14 protein-coding genes are annotated in these 16,916 nt (G+C 45.2%); 8 read left to right on the forward strand and 6 right to left on the reverse strand.

Annotated elements, in window-relative coordinates:
* The first annotated feature begins 8 nt into the window (after nucleotides 1-8).
* Both FS628_RS26890 and FS628_RS26895 read left to right on the forward strand, forming a co-directional pair.
* A complete protein-coding gene (locus tag FS628_RS26890; protein ID WP_145326060.1) occupies nucleotides 9-1,475 on the forward strand; it encodes a glycoside hydrolase family 1 protein in 1,467 nt (488 codons plus the stop codon).
* Between the two features lie 171 nt (nucleotides 1,476-1,646).
* Nucleotides 1,647-2,762: a phosphotransferase enzyme family protein gene (locus FS628_RS26895; protein ID WP_260871208.1), complete on the forward strand. Its 1,116-nt coding sequence runs from the start codon at nucleotides 1,647-1,649 to the stop codon at nucleotides 2,760-2,762.
* Between the two features lie 67 nt (nucleotides 2,763-2,829).
* Here FS628_RS26895 and FS628_RS26900 read toward each other — a convergent pair whose 3' ends face one another.
* Nucleotides 2,830-3,681, reverse strand: coding sequence for an AraC family transcriptional regulator (locus FS628_RS26900; RefSeq protein WP_145326062.1), 852 nt, complete (start codon nucleotides 3,679-3,681; stop codon nucleotides 2,830-2,832).
* Between the two features lie 176 nt (nucleotides 3,682-3,857).
* Here FS628_RS26900 and FS628_RS26905 point away from each other — a divergent pair, with 176 nt between their 5' ends.
* Nucleotides 3,858-5,264 (forward strand): family 4 glycosyl hydrolase, encoded by a 1,407-nt coding sequence (locus FS628_RS26905; RefSeq protein WP_145326064.1) that lies wholly within the window; start codon nucleotides 3,858-3,860, stop codon nucleotides 5,262-5,264.
* Nucleotides 5,265-5,351: 87 nt separating this feature from the next.
* Here the strand turns inward: FS628_RS26905 and FS628_RS26910 are convergent, their stop codons facing one another.
* Complete coding sequence (locus tag FS628_RS26910) at nucleotides 5,352-6,239, reverse strand: LysR family transcriptional regulator (RefSeq protein ID WP_145326066.1); 888 nt, start codon at nucleotides 6,237-6,239, stop codon at nucleotides 5,352-5,354.
* Nucleotides 6,240-6,585: 346 nt separating this feature from the next.
* Between FS628_RS26910 and FS628_RS26915 the strand changes: the two genes are divergently transcribed.
* The 5 genes from FS628_RS26915 (at nucleotide 6,586) to FS628_RS26935 (ending at nucleotide 12,096) form a co-directional block, all read left to right on the forward strand.
* Entirely contained in the window at nucleotides 6,586-7,332 is a 747-nt protein-coding gene (locus FS628_RS26915) for an acetoacetate decarboxylase (protein WP_083677352.1), read from the forward strand.
* Nucleotides 7,333-7,346: 14 nt separating this feature from the next.
* Nucleotides 7,347-8,381 carry a ketopantoate reductase family protein gene (locus FS628_RS26920; RefSeq protein ID WP_145326068.1) on the forward strand — a complete coding sequence of 345 codons (1,035 nt, stop codon included), beginning with the start codon at nucleotides 7,347-7,349 and terminating at the stop codon, nucleotides 8,379-8,381.
* A gap of 191 nt (nucleotides 8,382-8,572) precedes the next feature.
* Complete coding sequence (locus FS628_RS26925; RefSeq protein WP_145326070.1) at nucleotides 8,573-9,223, forward strand: hypothetical protein; 651 nt, start codon at nucleotides 8,573-8,575, stop codon at nucleotides 9,221-9,223.
* A 358-nt stretch (nucleotides 9,224-9,581) separates the two neighbouring features.
* A complete protein-coding gene (codB, locus tag FS628_RS26930; RefSeq protein ID WP_145326072.1) occupies nucleotides 9,582-10,859 on the forward strand; it encodes a cytosine permease in 1,278 nt (425 codons plus the stop codon).
* The gene (locus FS628_RS26935; protein WP_145326073.1) at nucleotides 10,828-12,096 is read left to right on the forward strand and encodes a cytosine deaminase; all 1,269 of its coding nucleotides are present in this window, start codon (nucleotides 10,828-10,830) and stop codon (nucleotides 12,094-12,096) included. The genes codB and FS628_RS26935 overlap by 32 nt, the downstream gene beginning before the upstream one ends.
* A gap of 218 nt (nucleotides 12,097-12,314) precedes the next feature.
* Here the strand turns inward: FS628_RS26935 and FS628_RS26940 are convergent, their stop codons facing one another.
* The 4 genes from FS628_RS26940 to FS628_RS26955 are packed head-to-tail and all read right to left on the reverse strand — an operon-like array spanning nucleotide 12,315 to nucleotide 16,912.
* Nucleotides 12,315-13,094: a Cof-type HAD-IIB family hydrolase gene (locus FS628_RS26940; protein ID WP_145326075.1), complete on the reverse strand. Its 780-nt coding sequence runs from the start codon at nucleotides 13,092-13,094 to the stop codon at nucleotides 12,315-12,317.
* A 4-nt stretch (nucleotides 13,095-13,098) separates the two neighbouring features.
* Nucleotides 13,099-14,148: an ABC transporter ATP-binding protein gene (locus tag FS628_RS26945; protein ID WP_145326077.1), complete on the reverse strand. Its 1,050-nt coding sequence runs from the start codon at nucleotides 14,146-14,148 to the stop codon at nucleotides 13,099-13,101.
* The gene (locus FS628_RS26950; RefSeq protein WP_145326079.1) at nucleotides 14,145-15,899 is read right to left on the reverse strand and encodes an ABC transporter permease; all 1,755 of its coding nucleotides are present in this window, start codon (nucleotides 15,897-15,899) and stop codon (nucleotides 14,145-14,147) included. The genes FS628_RS26945 and FS628_RS26950 overlap by 4 nt, the downstream gene beginning before the upstream one ends.
* Nucleotides 15,900-15,916: 17 nt before the next feature.
* Nucleotides 15,917-16,912 (reverse strand): ABC transporter substrate-binding protein, encoded by a 996-nt coding sequence (locus tag FS628_RS26955; RefSeq protein WP_145326143.1) that lies wholly within the window; start codon nucleotides 16,910-16,912, stop codon nucleotides 15,917-15,919.
* Between the last annotated feature and the right edge of the window lie 4 nt (nucleotides 16,913-16,916).

Below are 16,916 nucleotides of genomic sequence, written 5' to 3' on the forward strand. Positions count from 1 at the left end.
AAAACAACATGACAAAAACGATTAAACACTCATTTCCTGAAGGATTTTTGTGGGGCGGAGCTACCGCTGCCAATCAGCTCGAAGGTGCATATGACGCAGACGGCAAAGGACTCTCTACCTCAGACATGGCTCCATTCGTTCCTCATGAGGAGCGCAATGGCAAGGATTTCACCTTCGACGTCGATTCTGTTCAATTGGAAGAATATCTGAGCGGTAACACAGACGTATATTTCCCGAAACGGAACGGCGTGGATTTCTACCACCGCTACAAAGAAGACATTGCCTTGTTTGCGGAGATGGGTTTCAAAGTGTTTCGTCTTTCGATCGCGTGGACACGGATCTTCCCGACAGGAGAAGAAGCAGTTCCCAATGAAGCTGGTCTTGCCTTCTATGATAACGTGCTTGACGAACTCTTGAAATACGGCATTGAGCCGCTCGTAACGATCTCTCACTACGAGATGCCCGTAGAGTTAACCCGCAAATACAACGGCTGGGAAAGCCGCGAGATGATCGATCTGTATCTGAAATTTGCCAATACGCTGTTTGACCGTTACAAAGACAAAGTGAAATACTGGATTACCTTCAATGAAATGAATATGATGTTGACAAGTCTGTATACTGGCGGCGGCATTCTGGAAGATAAAATTAAGGGTACACCGGAGCAGGTAGCCTATCAGGCAACGCATCATCAATTTGTAGCAAGCTCACTGGCTGTCAAAAGTGGTAAAGAGAAGATGCCCAATGCTCAGATTGGCTGCATGATCTGCCGTCTGGAAACGTATGCTGCTTCTAGTAAACCGGAAGATGTGTTGCAGACGATGAAGGAAGATCAGATGAACCTGTTCTACCCAGAGGTACAGGCACGGGGCGAATACCCATCCTATATGCAAAGATATTTTGAGGAAAATGGCATTGAACTGGTTAAAGCTCCTGAGGATGATGCCATTATCCGGGACAATACCGTGGACTTTATTGCTTTCAGTTATTACATGACGTATATCGGAAAATATGACCCAAATGACAACAGCAACTCAGGTATGCTGGTAAGTCAGATCAAAAACCCTCATCTGAAAGCTACTGAATGGGGATGGCCTATCGATCCGATTGGTCTTCGCGTCGCGCTGAACCGATTGTATGATCGTTACCGGATGCCGCTCTTCATCGTTGAGAACGGGATGGGAGCTATCGACACACCGGAAGAGGACGGGGCAGTGCATGACCCTTATCGCATCAATTACTTGCGCAGCCACATTGAGCAGATGAAAGAAGCCGTCGCTGACGGCGTTGAATTGATGGGTTTCACTAGCTGGGGACCTATCGATATCATTAGCTGCTCCACTTCTGAAATGGGAAAACGTTATGGTTTCATTTATGTAGATCAAGACAATGCCGGCAATGGTTCGCTTGAAAGAACTCGCAAGGACTCCTTCCACTGGTTTAAACAAGTTATCGAGTCCAATGGAGAGATTCTTTAATAAATAAAACGTTTATCTCTTACAAGCCGCCCTTCAGGGCGGTTTTTCATGGTTTTTTTGGGATGAATTAGGTATAATGGCGGTATTCAAACAAGAGGAGTGAATTCAATGTCTAACAAGGTGATTGTGCTTTAGGTTCACAGAAGGATATTTGCGTTACAGGGATTCCTTTTGTGGACATTGCAGTGCGGGAAACCGTCCAAACAATGTTTACTGGAGGAGATTATTATTAATTTTAACGAAGCTGTTAACATCAGCAATACACATGTACTGACGCTGGTACCCGAGCTGTTTCATCTGGAGGGTTACAATATTCAGCTTATTCCGCCTCATGAGGGTGGACGTAATGTCGTTTACACCTGTGAGCAAGAGGGAGTTGAATCGCTAATTCTCCGAGTGTCTTTTTTGCCTGACAGAAAGCGGGAAGATTACATTGCCGAACTGGAGTATGTCCGGTATTTATTTGAGCACGGTGCAAGTGTCTCGAATGTAGTCAGCTCGAAAAAGGGCCATCTGTTAGAAGAGATCACTTATGATGAGCATACGTTCTTTATCTGTATGTTTGTGAAGGCCACAGGGAAGTTGCTGGTAGAAAACCATTATCAGTACCGTGAAGGGGTCCCACTTAGCGAATACTATTATAATAGCGGAAAAGTTCTGGGCAGAATGCATCAATTATCGAAAGGGTACACTCCCGTGCATCGCCGGCATCATTTGATTGACAATTACAGCGGTGAATATATCGATAACCTGGTACCTGAATCATTCCCTCTGCTTAAGGAGAAGATGGTTGAGCTTCTGAATACCTTACAAGGTTTGGATACAAACCAAGAGATATTCGGCATGATTCATTTCGATTATAATGACGGGAATTACTCGATCGATTTTGATACCGGTCAGATCACCGTGTATGATTTTGATAATTCATGCTTCGGTTGGTATATGTATGATCTGGCAGATCTATGGACACACGGCGTCGGCTGGATTCAATTTGAGCCGGATGCGGATAAACGCAAACAGTTCATGGATGACTATTTCCAAACCGCCCTCGCTGGATATACTTCCGAAACCAAGATCGAAGATTCGATGCTGGAGAAGCTGCCTTTATTTATTCAAGTCACTCTCTTGGAGAATATTCTAGGTCAATTTGAGGAAAAGCAGCGTGCTGGCGAAGAACCGGAAGCTGACGAAGAACTGTTGTATCTCATTAAATGTCTGGAAGAGGATATACCGTACAAAGGATTTTTCCATGAGATGTATTCCACTGAAGACAAAACCAAACCCTGAATAACCAAGGATTCATCGAGTGTGGAGGCAGCCGGATCGACCGGTTGCCTCTTTGTTTGTCTGCATGTTATTCAAATTTGGAAGGAGGCACGTTGTAAAATTTTTTGAATGCTTTGGAGAACGTAAAGGGATCGGGATAACCCAGAAATCCGGCAATTTGCTGAATCGTATATTTTTTCTCGTACAGATAGTCTCTGGCCCGGTTCATTTTGATCTGATTGATGTACTGCCCCGGTGTAATACCCAGAATTTTCTTGAACAAAGAAATAAAATATTTCTCTGAGACGCCGGCAATGTCTGCAAGCTCATTAACTCGGATGGCACGATGGAGATTCGCATCCACGTAGGGAAACACATTCTGAAGAACCTCCAAACTTCCTTCGATTTTCCTCAGTTTTCGGTCTTTCAGAAACACACCATGATACAGGCCTTGCCTGTATAATTCAAAAATTTTGGCGATGACGAGAAGCAGAGAGGCTTTCAAGTAAAGTGGACTTCCGGAAGCACCGCTACTCTGCTTGAACCTTCGATAGGACGAAGTGAACAGCGTTGATTCCTCTTGAATCAGATTGCCAGATACAATGCCAGGGAGTTGAAACTCGCCGAGAATTCGCTTTTGCTCAGCGATGCTGAAATCAAAATGCATGTATATGAATCGGCACAACTCTCCTGTCGTGGAAGCAGTGTAGGGCATATCCGGATAAAAAAACACCACGTCACCCGGTTCTGCCTTATGCTCGATTCCATCGATGGTAATCTGCACGGAGCCTGCTGTAATGAACCACAGATCATAATCGGAATGAGACTTGTGTTCCGTCCAAGTGCTGTCGTGCGTTTGTTCCAAATAAGAGCTCATGCGAAGTGTGATATACTCCGAAAGTTCATCGATTATACTCATATTCACAGTTCCTGCATGCATCTAATCCAAACCATTCCTCTCTACTTTATGACATCCTTTATATTTTACTATCATAACAAAGGTTTTTCTTCTTGTTAATCATCGTACTATATGACATGTATTGAAAACTATCACACATTCCGATTCCAGCCCACTCACCTATAATGAACTTATATCGTTACGAGGAGGGGTTATTGATGAATGCTACAAGTACACAGCATCCAAAGGTAGTCGTTATTGGGGCGGGCAGCCTGTTTTTTGGTCGTCAGTCCATCTGGCAGATGGTTCACTCCCCATATTTGAATCAGGGAACGTTGGCTTTGGTGGATACGGACGAGGAACGGCTCTCGAAAATGGTAACACTAGCGGAAATGGTCGCCAAGGAGAACAACGTATCCCTAAAGATTGAGGGTTCAGTGGACCGCAGACAGGTACTTCCGGGAGCCGACTTCGTTGTGCTCAGCTTTGCGGAAGAATCGGTGAAATATCGGGGCATCGACTGCCAGGTTTCTCTAAAGTATGGAATTCGCATGTGTTCTGGCGATACGATTGGCCCGGGCGGAATCTTTCGCGCGATGCGGGAACTGCCAGTTATTATGGAATGCGCCAAAGACATTGAGGAGTTGTGTCCGGATGCTTGGGTGATCAATTATATTAACCCGTCTACCGTTCATGGCATCGCATTACATCGATATGCTCCGAAGCTTAAATCGTTTGCGCTGTGCGATAGTCATCATATGCCGCATAAGAAAGCCTATTATGCCGTACGAGCCGGAATCATCGAAAATACAAGCCAGTTCACCGCAGAAATAGACCAGAAATTCGATTTTCGCATCGCTGGTGTCAATCATTTCACTTGGCTGCTCAAAGCCGAGTATGAAGAAAAAAATGTGATGCCCACCATCGCAGAAGCCATGCGCAAGATGGCAGGTGAGGAGAATAACGGCGGCGATCGCGGCGCAAAAGCTCTGTATAACGATGCGATTACCTACGAACTGTATGACATTTTCGGAATCATTCCCACTTGCACTGCGCATACGAAGGAATACGTTCGGTACTGGCAGGGTCTTGGCAAAACTTCGGATACCATTCCGCCGTTATCGATCTGGGAGACAGAGGACAGGTATCAGCGTCACGATGAGATGTGGCAGCAGGTCGATGACTTCCTTACAGGAAACATCCCGATTGCCGATTACATGAGCACCTTCGGACCGGATCATGCAACCGATATCATTGAGAACATGGTGGGGAACTTGGGCAAAAAATTCTTCATCAATACGCTCAATCAAGGCGCCGTAACTAATATGAATACCGATTCGTTCTTGGAACTACTGTGTGATGTTGATATGGATGGGGTGAAGCCAATCCATGTAGGCGAGATGCCGCGCGGAATTAGAGGTATGCAAGAACTGGTACTGGATACGCATGAGCTTACGGTTGAAGCTGTTCTGGAACAGAGCTACGAGAAGCTGAGAAGGGCGATGCTCACTGACCCGCTCGTGAGTTCCATCAGTGACGCGGACAAGATCATCCATGAATTGTTGGAACTGGAGCGTAAGATGATTCCGGACGTTTGGTACAAGGACAGACTGCAGTATAGCTAAGTACGATAACGACAAAAGACCATGTCGGTTCCTTCCAAGGAACTAACCTGGTCTTTGTTTTTATCGTTTGTCATGTATAAAGAAATCCTATTCCACTTTAAACAAGCCAGCATGGTCTTCATAATACGAAGTAATAAAATTACGAAATTCTCCAACAGCAGGAGATAACCATTTTTGTTTGACCCAGGAGAGGCTAATGGGATATATAGCTGAATTATCAGCAATCTTTACATAACGTAACCCCAGTTTTCTACATACGGAGATCGGAATTAATGCAACACCCTGATTAAGCCTGATAATTTCAAGCAGCGTATGCGAATCGACCTCGAATGCAAGATTGGGAAGGAAGCCTGCTTTTTCACAGAGCATGGTGGTAAACCGGCTGTACTCCTTATTATCCGCAAGTGATATAAAGGGTTCGCTAGCAATGACACTTAATGAAATACTTGACTCTTCGACGTATGGATGATTTGCGGGCACAACCAGAACAATATCCTCCTCGACAAGGACAACACTCTCAATCTCCTCATCTTGAATCGGATGCCCCGTAATGCCCAAATGCATGTCGCCTTTCTTCAAACCTGTAATAATTTCACTACGGGTCCCAATGCCTTGATGAAGCTTGGTTTCGGGGGAACCGTTAATGTAGTCACTAATGAGGCCTGTGAGGAATCGGGTATTCGTAATCGAGATTCGGATTGTATGGGAGATTTGCTGTTCCTCCGCTTTAATTTCCATCTCCGCATTTTCAATTTCAATAAAAATCCGGTTTACGTGCTTCAATAGGATCTCACCTGAGGGGTTCAATTGAATATTTCGTCCTCTCCTATGAAATAGAGGAGTACCCAGTTCATCCTCAAGTCTTTTAATCGTCAAGCTTAGGGAAGGTTGAGCAATATTCAATTGTGCAGCTGCCTTGGAGATATGTTCAGTATAGGCAACAGTCTGAAAATATTTGAGCTGAAGCAATTCCATTCATTTGCACTCCTTATTTATTTGGATAAATATATATAGTACTTATTATGTATTATATTAAATTTAAATATTGATGTAGAATTTTTTTATGAGATACAGATCAAATTTTGAATTGCAAAAACCTGACTATATAAGTTGAACTAATTATTTACACAATAACGGAGAGGAAAGAAAAAACCTGAAAAAGCAAAGCGTTCGCCTTTATCACCGGATTTTCCCCTTTAGAAGGGGAATCGAAAAATCTGGGGATAACAGCGATTGGAAGGTTGTTCTGTCATCGTAGTGTCAGTGTAAATAATCCTTAGTTCAACTTATATAGAACCAAAACATAAGGTAGGTGTCTTTGATGAAAATCGATGTGAATAACATAGCTAAAAATCTGAATACACCCCTAACGGCTCCCGCATACCCGATGCCACCGTACAAATTCGTGAATCGTGAATACTTGAATATTATTTACCGAACTGATGAAAAAGCGTTGCGAGCAGCCGTACCAGAACCTCTCGAAATTACGGAACCTTTGGTTAAATTCGAAGTGATGTGGATGCCAGATGTTTCTGGACTGGGTGCATATACAGAAGCTGGACAAGTCATTCCTGTGCAATTCAATGGGGAGGAAGGCGATTATGTGCATTCGATGTACGTAGACAATTTCCCCGCGATTGCGAGTGGTCGAGAGCTCACCGCCTATCCGAAAAAGCTGGGCGCACCCAAGTTGTATACCGATTCAGATACACTTGTTGGCACACTTGATTATGGAACGCTGCGTGTAGCCACGGCAACGATGGGATATAAACATGTGGAGATGGATAAAGAGTTCGCCAAACGTGAAATATGCCGACCTAATTTTATGATTAAGATGGCTACCGACTATACCGGGAATTTAAGAATATGTGATCTGATCCGTACTCAAATTACGGACATCGAAGTGAAGGAAGCTTGGACAGGACCTGCCCGACTTCAACTGTTCGAACATGCGTTGGCACCTCTTGCAGATCTGCCTGTGTTGGAAGTGGTGTCCGCTTCTCATATCCTTACCAACCTAACCTTAAACGCTGCACAACCTGTATATAACTACCTGGAAGAAAAATAAGGAGGAAAAATAAAATGAGAATTGCAATTGTAGGAGCAGGATCTTTGGGAACCATCGTAGGTGCATACCTTGCGGATGGCGGACTTGACGTTGAGTTAATTGATGCATATCAAGAACATGTAGATGCTTTAAATCAGACGGGTGCTAAAGTGACGGGTACCACAGAGTTTCAGGCCAAAGTAAAAGCAATTACTCCTGATCAAAAATCAGGACAGTATGACCTTGTTTTACTTTTAACCAAACAACTCTACAACGATTCCATCCTTCAGGAACTACTTCCATTCTTGAATGAAGACAGTATGGTGTGTTCCTTGCAGAACGGGATTCCGGAAGAAAAAGTGGCGTCCATTGTGGGTGAAAAACGTGTCATTGCTGGCTCCGTTGAATTTGGCGCTACGCTCATTGAACCGGGTGTGTCGAGCCTGACCATCGAGTACACTCAATTTAAGCAGTATGCTTTTCAAATTGGTGAATTAAATGGTGAAATCACCGAACGAATTCAGCGCGTGAAATCGGTGTTGGATCTTGTGGGTGGAACACATATTTCCGATAACCTCGTTGGGACCAAGTGGTCCAAATTGCTGATCAACAATGCCTTCAGTGGTTTATCGGCTGCGTTAAATGGTGAATACGGGGACATTATTGATCATGAAGCCGGCATTGTGAGTGCAGCCCATATTGCGGACGAGACAATTAAAGTTGCTCGCGCCAATGGGGTTACCTTGGTTAAAATGAATGGATTCGACATCGCTTCACTCGAACTGAACAGCGAAGAAGAAATCCCTGAACGGGTGAAAACATTACGTTACGTGATGGAGCCCTCCAGACTGCTCAAAGCAAGCATGCTTCAAGATCTGGAGAAGAACCGCAAAACGGAGATTGATTATATTAACGGGGTTGTTTCAAGCAGAGCAGAGGGTACCGGAATTGCGACACCTTATAATGATTTAGTAGTAAAACTGGTCAAATCTGCTGAAGAAACTCAAACCATTCCTGATTTTGACACGAATATAAAAGCTTTTGAAGAACTATTAAGTGTTCAAAAATAAATTCAATTATTCCAACTAAAAGTCGCTAATATAGCGGCTTTTTTGTTGTATCAGTAAATCTAGTCAGGCTTGATTTTGCGACAGATAGAATATTCTTCGTGATTTTTGTTTCCTAAGATTATACAAAAAGGGGAATTAAATTTGATATAATATAGACTTGCTGGTTATTTTTCTATTCGAAGGAGATACATATGAGTAAATCTTGGGGGGAATTCGTCTTTTATTTGGCGGTGTTTGTCTTTGTTTTGTTTATGACCTGGAATGACTATTCACTATTTTGGACAATAGGTGGTGTAGTCGTTACCATTCTTATCGCATTTATTAAGCATGTTTTTTATCCTTTAGTATTTGATAAGCGTATAGATCGTTTAGAGTCCTTTTTATCCAAGCAGCAAAATACACCTGGGACCTACATTATTTATGTTCTTGCAAACAGACTTGATAATGAGGTAGAACTAGTTATGGAGCAAATTATGCAGAAATATAAGCGAAGAACAACACAAGCACAGTTCAAGGCAGCTTACGGATTATATCGCAAGGATATGTTTGCCATTCGGCAAGCTGTACCTCATATCGGCTTATCGGACTACCGTACATATTACGAAACCATTCTACTCTTGGAAGACGGGAAAAGTGAAGATGCGCGTGAAAGACTTCAATCCATTAAAAAAAAGTGGATGCGATCAACATTGCTCGCGGGTATTGAACTCAAAGCAGAAAACCGTGATACCGCCATCCAGCACGCTCATGAAGCACTTAACTCTTCCAGAGGTGTTAATCGTTATGTCTTGTATAAGGAATACGAAAGAGTATTACCAGAAGTTGTTGAACACATATCGTAAACTCGACATGTTTATTAGCTTTTCCAGCCACTGGTTAAGAAGGAATGATCAAAAAAATAGCTTGCTGTATAAGGAACTAATAACCGTTGGATAATAATTACATTGACAACTGCAGGTTTTTCCAAAATAATAGAATGTAATTGAATACTGGTACCTTTAATTCAGTCCAGAGAGGCTGGCAAGGGCAGCGGATTTCATAATCACGCGAGAATCAGGGCATATTCCGTAATAGGATGCTCTGTGTCTTCGCGCGGGTTATGATGCAAAAAGAGGCTACTTGTCAGTGTATAACTTGACGAGTAGCCTTTTTTTTCTGCTTTTTTTGGTATCAGATACACTTTATGTTGGGGGTATTCTGATGAGCAAACAAGATCAAGAATTTTCATGGCAAGCCGTGCCGAAAGCGCAAAGAAACCACTTTTGGAAGACGTTATCCGTCATGTTGGGTTTCACTTTCTTCTCTGCAAGCATGCTGGCAGGAGGGACATTGGGCGTCAGCTTGACGTTCATGGAGTTCATTGGCATTGTACTTGCAGGCAATCTGGTGCTCGGTATCTATACAGGGGCACTGGCACATATCGCTGCCAAAACAGGCCTGTCCACACATTTGCTCGCTAAATATGCGTTCGGTGCGAAAGGGTCGTATCTGCCCTCGTTCCTGTTAGGCTTCACACAGGTCGGATGGTTCGGAGTCGGGGTAGCCATGTTCGCGATTCCGGTCGCCAAAGCCATGGACTGGAACGTGTACCTGCTAATCATCGTGTTCGGACTTGCCATGACAGCATCAGCCATCTTCGGCATGAAGTCACTCGTCATTCTCGGATATATCGCGGTTCCTGCGATTGCCATTCTCGGTGGTTACTCCATGTTTGAAGGTGCAGGTTCACTAGGTGGTCTGCAAGGGTTGCTTGATTACACGCCGACACAGACTCTTACCGCGGCGGCAGCATTGACGATCTGTATCGGATCATTCATAAGCGGCGGAACGCTGACACCCGATTTTGCCCGATTTTCCCGGACATCGAAACAGGCCGTTACCGCAACAGTGATTGCATTCTTCCTGGGTAACTCACTCATGTTTCTCTTCGGTGCAGTTGGTGCGATGGCCTATAACCTGGCCGATATCTCGGAGGTCATGTTCCTGCAAGGATTGATCATCCCGGCAATCATCGTTCTGGGCCTGAATATCTGGACAACCAACGATAATGCACTGTACGCTTCGGGTCTTGGTTTTGCGAACATCACCAAAATCTCAAAGAAATTCTTCGTCATCGTAAACGGTATCGTGGGTACCGTATTCGCCATGTGGATGTACAACAACTTTGTCAGTTTCCTGAATATACTGGGCGCGGCGGTACCATCCATCGGGGCTATTATTATCGCAGATTACTTCATTGTGAAACGTAGAAACTATAAGCCATTTGCCGACATGTCATTCAAAAATGTAAACTGGGTAGCGATGGTGGCTTGGGCCATCGGCGTGGCATTCGCCCAACTGGCTCCTGGCGTAACACCATTGAACGCACTGCTTGGTACAGCAGTGGCTTATATCGTCTTGATGCTGATTGTTCCTGCGAAAGAATCCAAAGAAATGGGGAAAATAAATGATTATACAGAACGCAAAATTGCGGGGTAAAGAAGGACTATGGAATATCGTTGTAAAAGAAGGCAAGTTCGAACGAATCACTCAATCGTTGGAAGTGACCGAAAATGAGGAGATCCTGGATGTCAACGGATCGCTTGTGCTGCCACCGTTCATTGAGCCGCATATTCATCTCGATACAACGCTTACTGCAGGCGAGCCAGAGTGGAATCTAAGCGGAACGCTGTTCGAAGGCATCCAGCGCTGGTCAGAGCGCAAGGCTTTCTTGACACATGAGGATGTCAAAACACGCTCCAAAACAGCACTGAAGTGGCAAATGGCACAGGGCATCCAGCATGTACGGACACATGTGGACGTTACCGATCCGAGCTTGATTGCCGTTAAAGCGATGCTTGAAGTAAAAGAAGAAATGGCTCCATATATCGACATCCAGCTTGTTGCTTTCCCACAGGAAGGCATTCACTCTTATCCAAACGGTGCAGAATTGCTGGAAGAGTCACTGAAGATGGGCGTTGACGTGGTCGGCGGCATTCCACACTTCGAATTCACGCGGGAATACGGCGTTGATTCAATGAAAGTTGCGTTTGATCTGGCTGAAAAATACGACCGTCTGATCGACATCCATTGTGATGAAATCGATGACGAGCAATCCCGTTTTGTTGAAGTTGTTGCCAAGGAAGCTTATGAACGTGGACTGGGTTCACGCACAACGGCAAGTCATACAACCGCGATGGGGTCATATAATGACGCTTATACGTACAAATTGTTCCGTTTGCTGAAGATGGCCGATTTGAACTTTGTCTCCAATCCGCTGGTCAACATTCACCTGCAAGGACGCTTCGACACGTATCCGAAGAGAAGAGGGCTGACGCGTGTCAAAGAGTTGCAGGAAGCAGGTCTGAATGTGTGCTTTGGTCACGATGACATCTTCGATCCTTGGTATCCGCTCGGTACAGGCAACATGCTGCAAGTACTGCACATGGGGATTCATGCTTCGCAGTTGCTTGGCTATGATCAGATCGTGAATTCAATTGACCTTATTACAAAAAACAGTGCAAGAACGTTACACATCGAGGATGTATACGGTATTGAAGAGGGTAAGCCTGCCAACTTTATCGTTCTTGAAGCAGAGAATGAATATGAGGCCGTACGCAAACAATCCGGAGTGCTGTATTCCTACAGAGGCGGTCGTAAAATCGCGGAATCCAAGCCGCGGGACACATCCATCATTTTTGAGGGTGGTTCAGAGAAGGTTACTTTCAATAAATAATGAAGAAGAACTAATCCCATTAAAAGTCGCTATTTAAGCGGCTTTTTTTGCTTTTTCACCTTTTTCACCTTTTATACTGCCTGGCCTTTACGATGAATTTTATAAGGAACATGAAAGGTATCAACAGACAAATTGAAAAACCTCCCTATGTTAATAGAGGAGGTCTTTGTGTACTCATATTTTTGCCACAGAGAGTAGAGTACTGCTTCTTGTTTTTTTTACAACAATCCAGCCCATTTCAGACCATGCCAGATCCCATCCTGCTCTGCCCTTGCTGTAACATGAGACGCCAGTTGTTGTAGAGAATGCGGGGCGTTGCCCATGGCAATGCTGCAGCCTGCATAACGGAACATCTCCAGATCATTGAAGTTATCGCCAAAAGCATACACATCTTCAGGGGAAAACCCCGTTCGGTCTGCAAGTCGGGAAACACCTTCGGCTTTGGAACCTCCGGCGGGCAGAACGTCCATGGACAACGGATGCCAGCGTACAAAGTGGAGATCACGAAACCTTTCACGGTATACCGTTTCCTCATCTGAGGAGCAGAATAACATCGTCTGATAGATGAGTCTATTTGTACAAAAGCTTTTGCTAAACCCAGGATGCGTGACACCAAGCGAAGTTAGACAAAGGTCTACATGCGGATGATATTCCTGACTGCAGCTCATCTGTGAATGATCCAGATAAACGAGTGGATGTTCCGACAACTCAGCGAATGCAGACAATTGCTCCAAAGCTTCCGAACGGATGGGATTACTGTGAATGAGTTCTCCTTGATGCATCACATATTGTCCATTGAAACTAACATAAGACTCCAGCTCCAGTTCAAGCCGCACTTGTTCCAACATAAACGGAGATCGTCCTGAAGCTAAAGCGACCACATGTCCGGCTTCCTTTAATGCAAGAACAGCTTGCTTGGCGGAAGCGGGAATTCGATTATGGCGGTCCAGCAACGTACCATCAATGTCAAAGAAAATCAGTTTCTGGTTTTGAGTCATAACGTCACACTCCTTCACCGCTGACGGAAGAAAGACTCAGACTGACTTGTTCATTCAGGGCGAAAGGAAGAGGGGAGATGACTTCCCAACGTTTGGTATCACTGCGAATATCATAGTGAAATTCTTTCCCTTGAAACTGAACATTGGCGATCTCTCCCATTATTCCAGCTTCACTGGAAGGTTGCAAATGGAACTCATCAGGCCTAACGGGATACAACCCGTTGGATTTAAAATAGTTCGCAACATGTTTGCCAGGCCAAGCAATATTTGTACCGCCCTCAGGGATGAACATATCTGCATCCCAGTGACCTTTGACCAAATTCGACTTCGATACAAACCTCGCCACGAATTCGGTCTCTGGCCGCAAATAAATCTCCTGGGGCGTGCCAGCCTGTTCAATCCGACCATCCTTCATCACGATAATTCGATCAGCCATGGCAAGGGCTTCGCCCTGATCATGCGTAACATAAACTACGGCTGATTTCGTATTCCGATGTACTTGTTGAATCTCACGCCGCATATCCATGCGAAGCATGGCATCCAGACTGCTGAGGGGTTCATCCATCAGCAGTAATGAGGGCTGGGGAGCGATGGCGCGTGCAATAGCGACGCGTTGTTTTTGTCCTCCGGATAACTCATGCGGCATACGTTCGGCCAGATGAGACAGTCCCGACATATTCAGGACTTCCTGAATGCGGTTCTGCTCGTTATTTTTAATATGAGGAGGTGTTGATTTATGTGTTCGGATGGGAAAACGGACATGTTCGGAAACATTCATATGCGGCCAAAGTGCGAAGGACTGGAACACCATGCCGATTCTGCGTTTCTCCGGAGGTAGCAATGTCCCTGAACCTGCAACTACCTTGCCATCCATTAGAACATTACCGCTGCTTGGCTGCTCAAATCCGGCAAGAATGCGCAGCAATGTGGTTTTTCCACAGCCTGACGGTCCAAGGATCGCGACGAATTCGCCATCCTTAATCGTTAAATCAATGGAATGAAGTGCCTGGTAACTTCCGAAGGATTTGCTGACCTGTTGAATCTGGATACTCATGACTTCACTCCCTTACGAGTTGCCCAACGTTGAGCGATGAGCAAAATAACTCCGCCTGCCGCAATAAGTGCGACAATCAGACTGGACAATGCAGTTGAATAGAGGGTATCTCCTGCCTGTTCAAAACTAAATATGGTAACACCAATGGTCTGTGAACCTGATGAATATAACAATGCCGATACAGTAAGCTCTGTCAGGGCAGTCAGGAAGACCAACATACCTCCGGTCAGAATACCCGGCAGCAGTAAGGGCAGCAGAACAGCAGTCCATTTACGCCAGAAACCGGCTCCGGATATCCGCGCGGCTTCTTCCATGGATGCATCCAACTGCATGAATGAAGTGACACTTGAACGGATCTGAAGAATAAGGAATCGGCAGATGTAGGCAATAAACAAAATGGTCATGGTACCATAGATGCCAGGGTTCCAACCGGGAATCGGCTCCATCCATACCAGAATCATGGACAGTGCGAACACAATGCCGGGTAGTGTATAGGGAACAGCAGTGGCCAGTTCGGCCATTTTATTGAATTGATTAGGCTTTCGAACTCGTATATAAGCAAATCCTGAACCAATAATCAGACAAGCCAGCATTGTGACAAGAGAGAGGACCAAGCTGTTCTGGATCGCCTGCCATACACGCTCATTCTCGAAGAGAATATATCTATAATTGTCCAGGGTCATATTGGCACGAGTCAGCCCGAGACCATACGCTCTTTTTAAAGACATCGAGATCATTGAAGACAACGGAATAATTGTAATCAGTGCGAGACCTGCCCATATGGAGAAGGTCAGCGGCTTGCGCATGCGACCCAAATTATACCTTGGGGTAAGATCGGGTTGCATCGTATCCGAAGCATGACTTTTACGTAAAAGAATCCATTGCAACAGACTGCCGACTACCGCAGCAGCACCGAGTAGTACAGATAACGATGCACCACGGGCAAATGCCGAAGGCCCGAATCCGATAATCTCTTCATATATAAGTGTACTGAGAACGGAAATATTCACAGGTGTGCCCAGGAAGGCAGGTATTCCGAAATTGTCCAGCGAAGCCAGAAAAACCAGCAATCCGCCCGCCGTGAGACCCGGAAGAGCAAGAGGCAATGTAATACGACGGAAGACCTCGATCCTGCTGGCACCACCGGCTCTAGCCGCCCACTCCAGATCACGCGGGATTTTGCGGAGTACATCCAAAGTGAACATATACACCAACGGAAAATGATGAATACCCATCACAAACACGATGCCGCCCATACTGTACATGCTCCAAGGAGCCAGATCGGGATGAATCCATTGCAGCAGATGTGCGAGCCAGCTCTGTGACCCGGTAAATGAAGACCAAGATAATGTGAGAACATAAGAGGGAAGAATAAAACAAAGCATGATCCCCATATGAAGGGCCGATTTGTGTCGTATATCCGTATAGGCGACGACCCAGGCCAGTGCAGTTCCAATCACGAGCGAGAACACGGTTGAACCGATGACGATATATACAGTATTGCGTAATGTGGACCAGAAGCGCTCCTGCTGAAGCAATTCGTTATAATGTGATAACGTTAACCCTTGCTCACCCTGAAAGCTGAGAAGAACCAGCTTCAGGATGGGGTATACAAAGAATAATAGAACAGCTATAGCACCCAACAGGGCGATCAATCGATTCCAACGAAACAGGCCGGGGAGGGAGAAGATGGACTTGCGCCCGTTATCTTGCCCCCTAAGAATGATCATGTTTCTCTTCAATTTCTCCATTCAGACAGCTCCAATCCTTACTCGCCAAACACATTAATGAATTGCTGTTTATCTGTTTCACGATCCGCTGCAAGTTTGGCCGCATCGCCAGGCAAAATCTTCATTTCTGATACACCTTTCAATCCTTCAGGTGGGGCAATACCTTCACGAATAGGGGAGTAACCGATCTCGGCAGACAACTTCTGGCCCTCTTCAGAGAGAATGAAATCTACAAAGGCTTGAGAAGCCGGTACGTTGGCAGCTTCTTTCATAATCCCGATCGGTTCTGTAATGATGGGAACACCTTCTTCTGGATAGATCAGTTCAACTGGAGAACCTTTGGCTTTTTCGCGTGCTACGAGGTAATCAACAACGACGCCATATGATTTTTCACCGCTGGCTACAGCTTTCATAACGGCACCATTTCCTTTAATTACAGCCATGCCATTCATCTTGGTTTCCTGTAGAAAATCCCATCCAAACCCATCTGTTCGACTAAACACACCGATGTTATATGCTGCTGCACCCGAGTATAAGGGACTCGGCATAATACTTGCGTCCTTACTGTCCGGCAGGGTCAACACTTGCCAAGATGTCGGTTGAGTAGTGATTTTTTGGGTGTTGGTAGCGAGTACCGTTGCCATAACCTTCGTACCGGCGTACATACCGTCCGGATCAACCAGATCTGTCGGGATTTCACTTAGCTCTGGGGACTTGTACGATTGTAGAAGGTCATCTTTTTTCAGATTTTCAAAGGTAACTGCATCGGCCAGCAGGAGTACATCCGCCTGAGTTTTACCCGCTTGGCGTTCTGCCTGAAGCTTGGCAGTGACTTCTTCGGTCCCGGAACGGAAGATGCTGACTTGAACATCAGGATATTTATCGTTAAACGCCTTTACCAGTTTGCCTGCATCTTCTTCTGGTTGGGATGTATAGAATGCAAGCTTACCTGAGACTGTGCTCGAAGCTGCGCCTGAACTATCTTGATCTGTCGTGGCTTGTCCCTGTGAAGAACAACCGCTGAATACAATCATGCCT

The sequence above is a fragment of the Paenibacillus xylanexedens genome (genome assembly GCF_007676705.1).
GTDB classification, from domain to species: domain Bacteria; phylum Bacillota; class Bacilli; order Paenibacillales; family Paenibacillaceae; genus Paenibacillus; species Paenibacillus xylanexedens_C.

Bases quoted from the DNA above. Each gene is read 5' to 3' on its own strand.
- FS628_RS26910 (WP_145326066.1), bottom strand. From the start codon at position 6,239: ATGGAATTGCTTCAGCTCAAATATTTTCAGACTGTTGCCTATACTGAA.
- FS628_RS26950 (WP_145326079.1), bottom strand. From the start codon at position 15,899: ATGGAGAAATTGAAGAGAAACATGATCATTCTTAGGGGGCAAGATAAC.
- codB (WP_145326072.1), top strand. From the start codon at position 9,582: ATGAGCAAACAAGATCAAGAATTTTCATGGCAAGCCGTGCCGAAAGCG.
- FS628_RS26915 (WP_083677352.1), top strand. From the start codon at position 6,586: ATGAAAATCGATGTGAATAACATAGCTAAAAATCTGAATACACCCCTA.
- FS628_RS26955 (WP_145326143.1), bottom strand. From the start codon at position 16,912: ATGATTGTATTCAGCGGTTGTTCTTCACAGGGACAAGCCACGACAGAT.
- FS628_RS26900 (WP_145326062.1), bottom strand. From the start codon at position 3,681: ATGCATGCAGGAACTGTGAATATGAGTATAATCGATGAACTTTCGGAG.
- FS628_RS26905 (WP_145326064.1), top strand. From the start codon at position 3,858: ATGAATGCTACAAGTACACAGCATCCAAAGGTAGTCGTTATTGGGGCG.
- FS628_RS26945 (WP_145326077.1), bottom strand. From the start codon at position 14,148: ATGAGTATCCAGATTCAACAGGTCAGCAAATCCTTCGGAAGTTACCAG.
- FS628_RS26925 (WP_145326070.1), top strand. From the start codon at position 8,573: ATGAGTAAATCTTGGGGGGAATTCGTCTTTTATTTGGCGGTGTTTGTC.
- FS628_RS26940 (WP_145326075.1), bottom strand. From the start codon at position 13,094: ATGACTCAAAACCAGAAACTGATTTTCTTTGACATTGATGGTACGTTG.
- FS628_RS26935 (WP_145326073.1), top strand. From the start codon at position 10,828: ATGATTATACAGAACGCAAAATTGCGGGGTAAAGAAGGACTATGGAAT.
- FS628_RS26890 (WP_145326060.1), top strand. From the start codon at position 9: ATGACAAAAACGATTAAACACTCATTTCCTGAAGGATTTTTGTGGGGC.
- FS628_RS26920 (WP_145326068.1), top strand. From the start codon at position 7,347: ATGAGAATTGCAATTGTAGGAGCAGGATCTTTGGGAACCATCGTAGGT.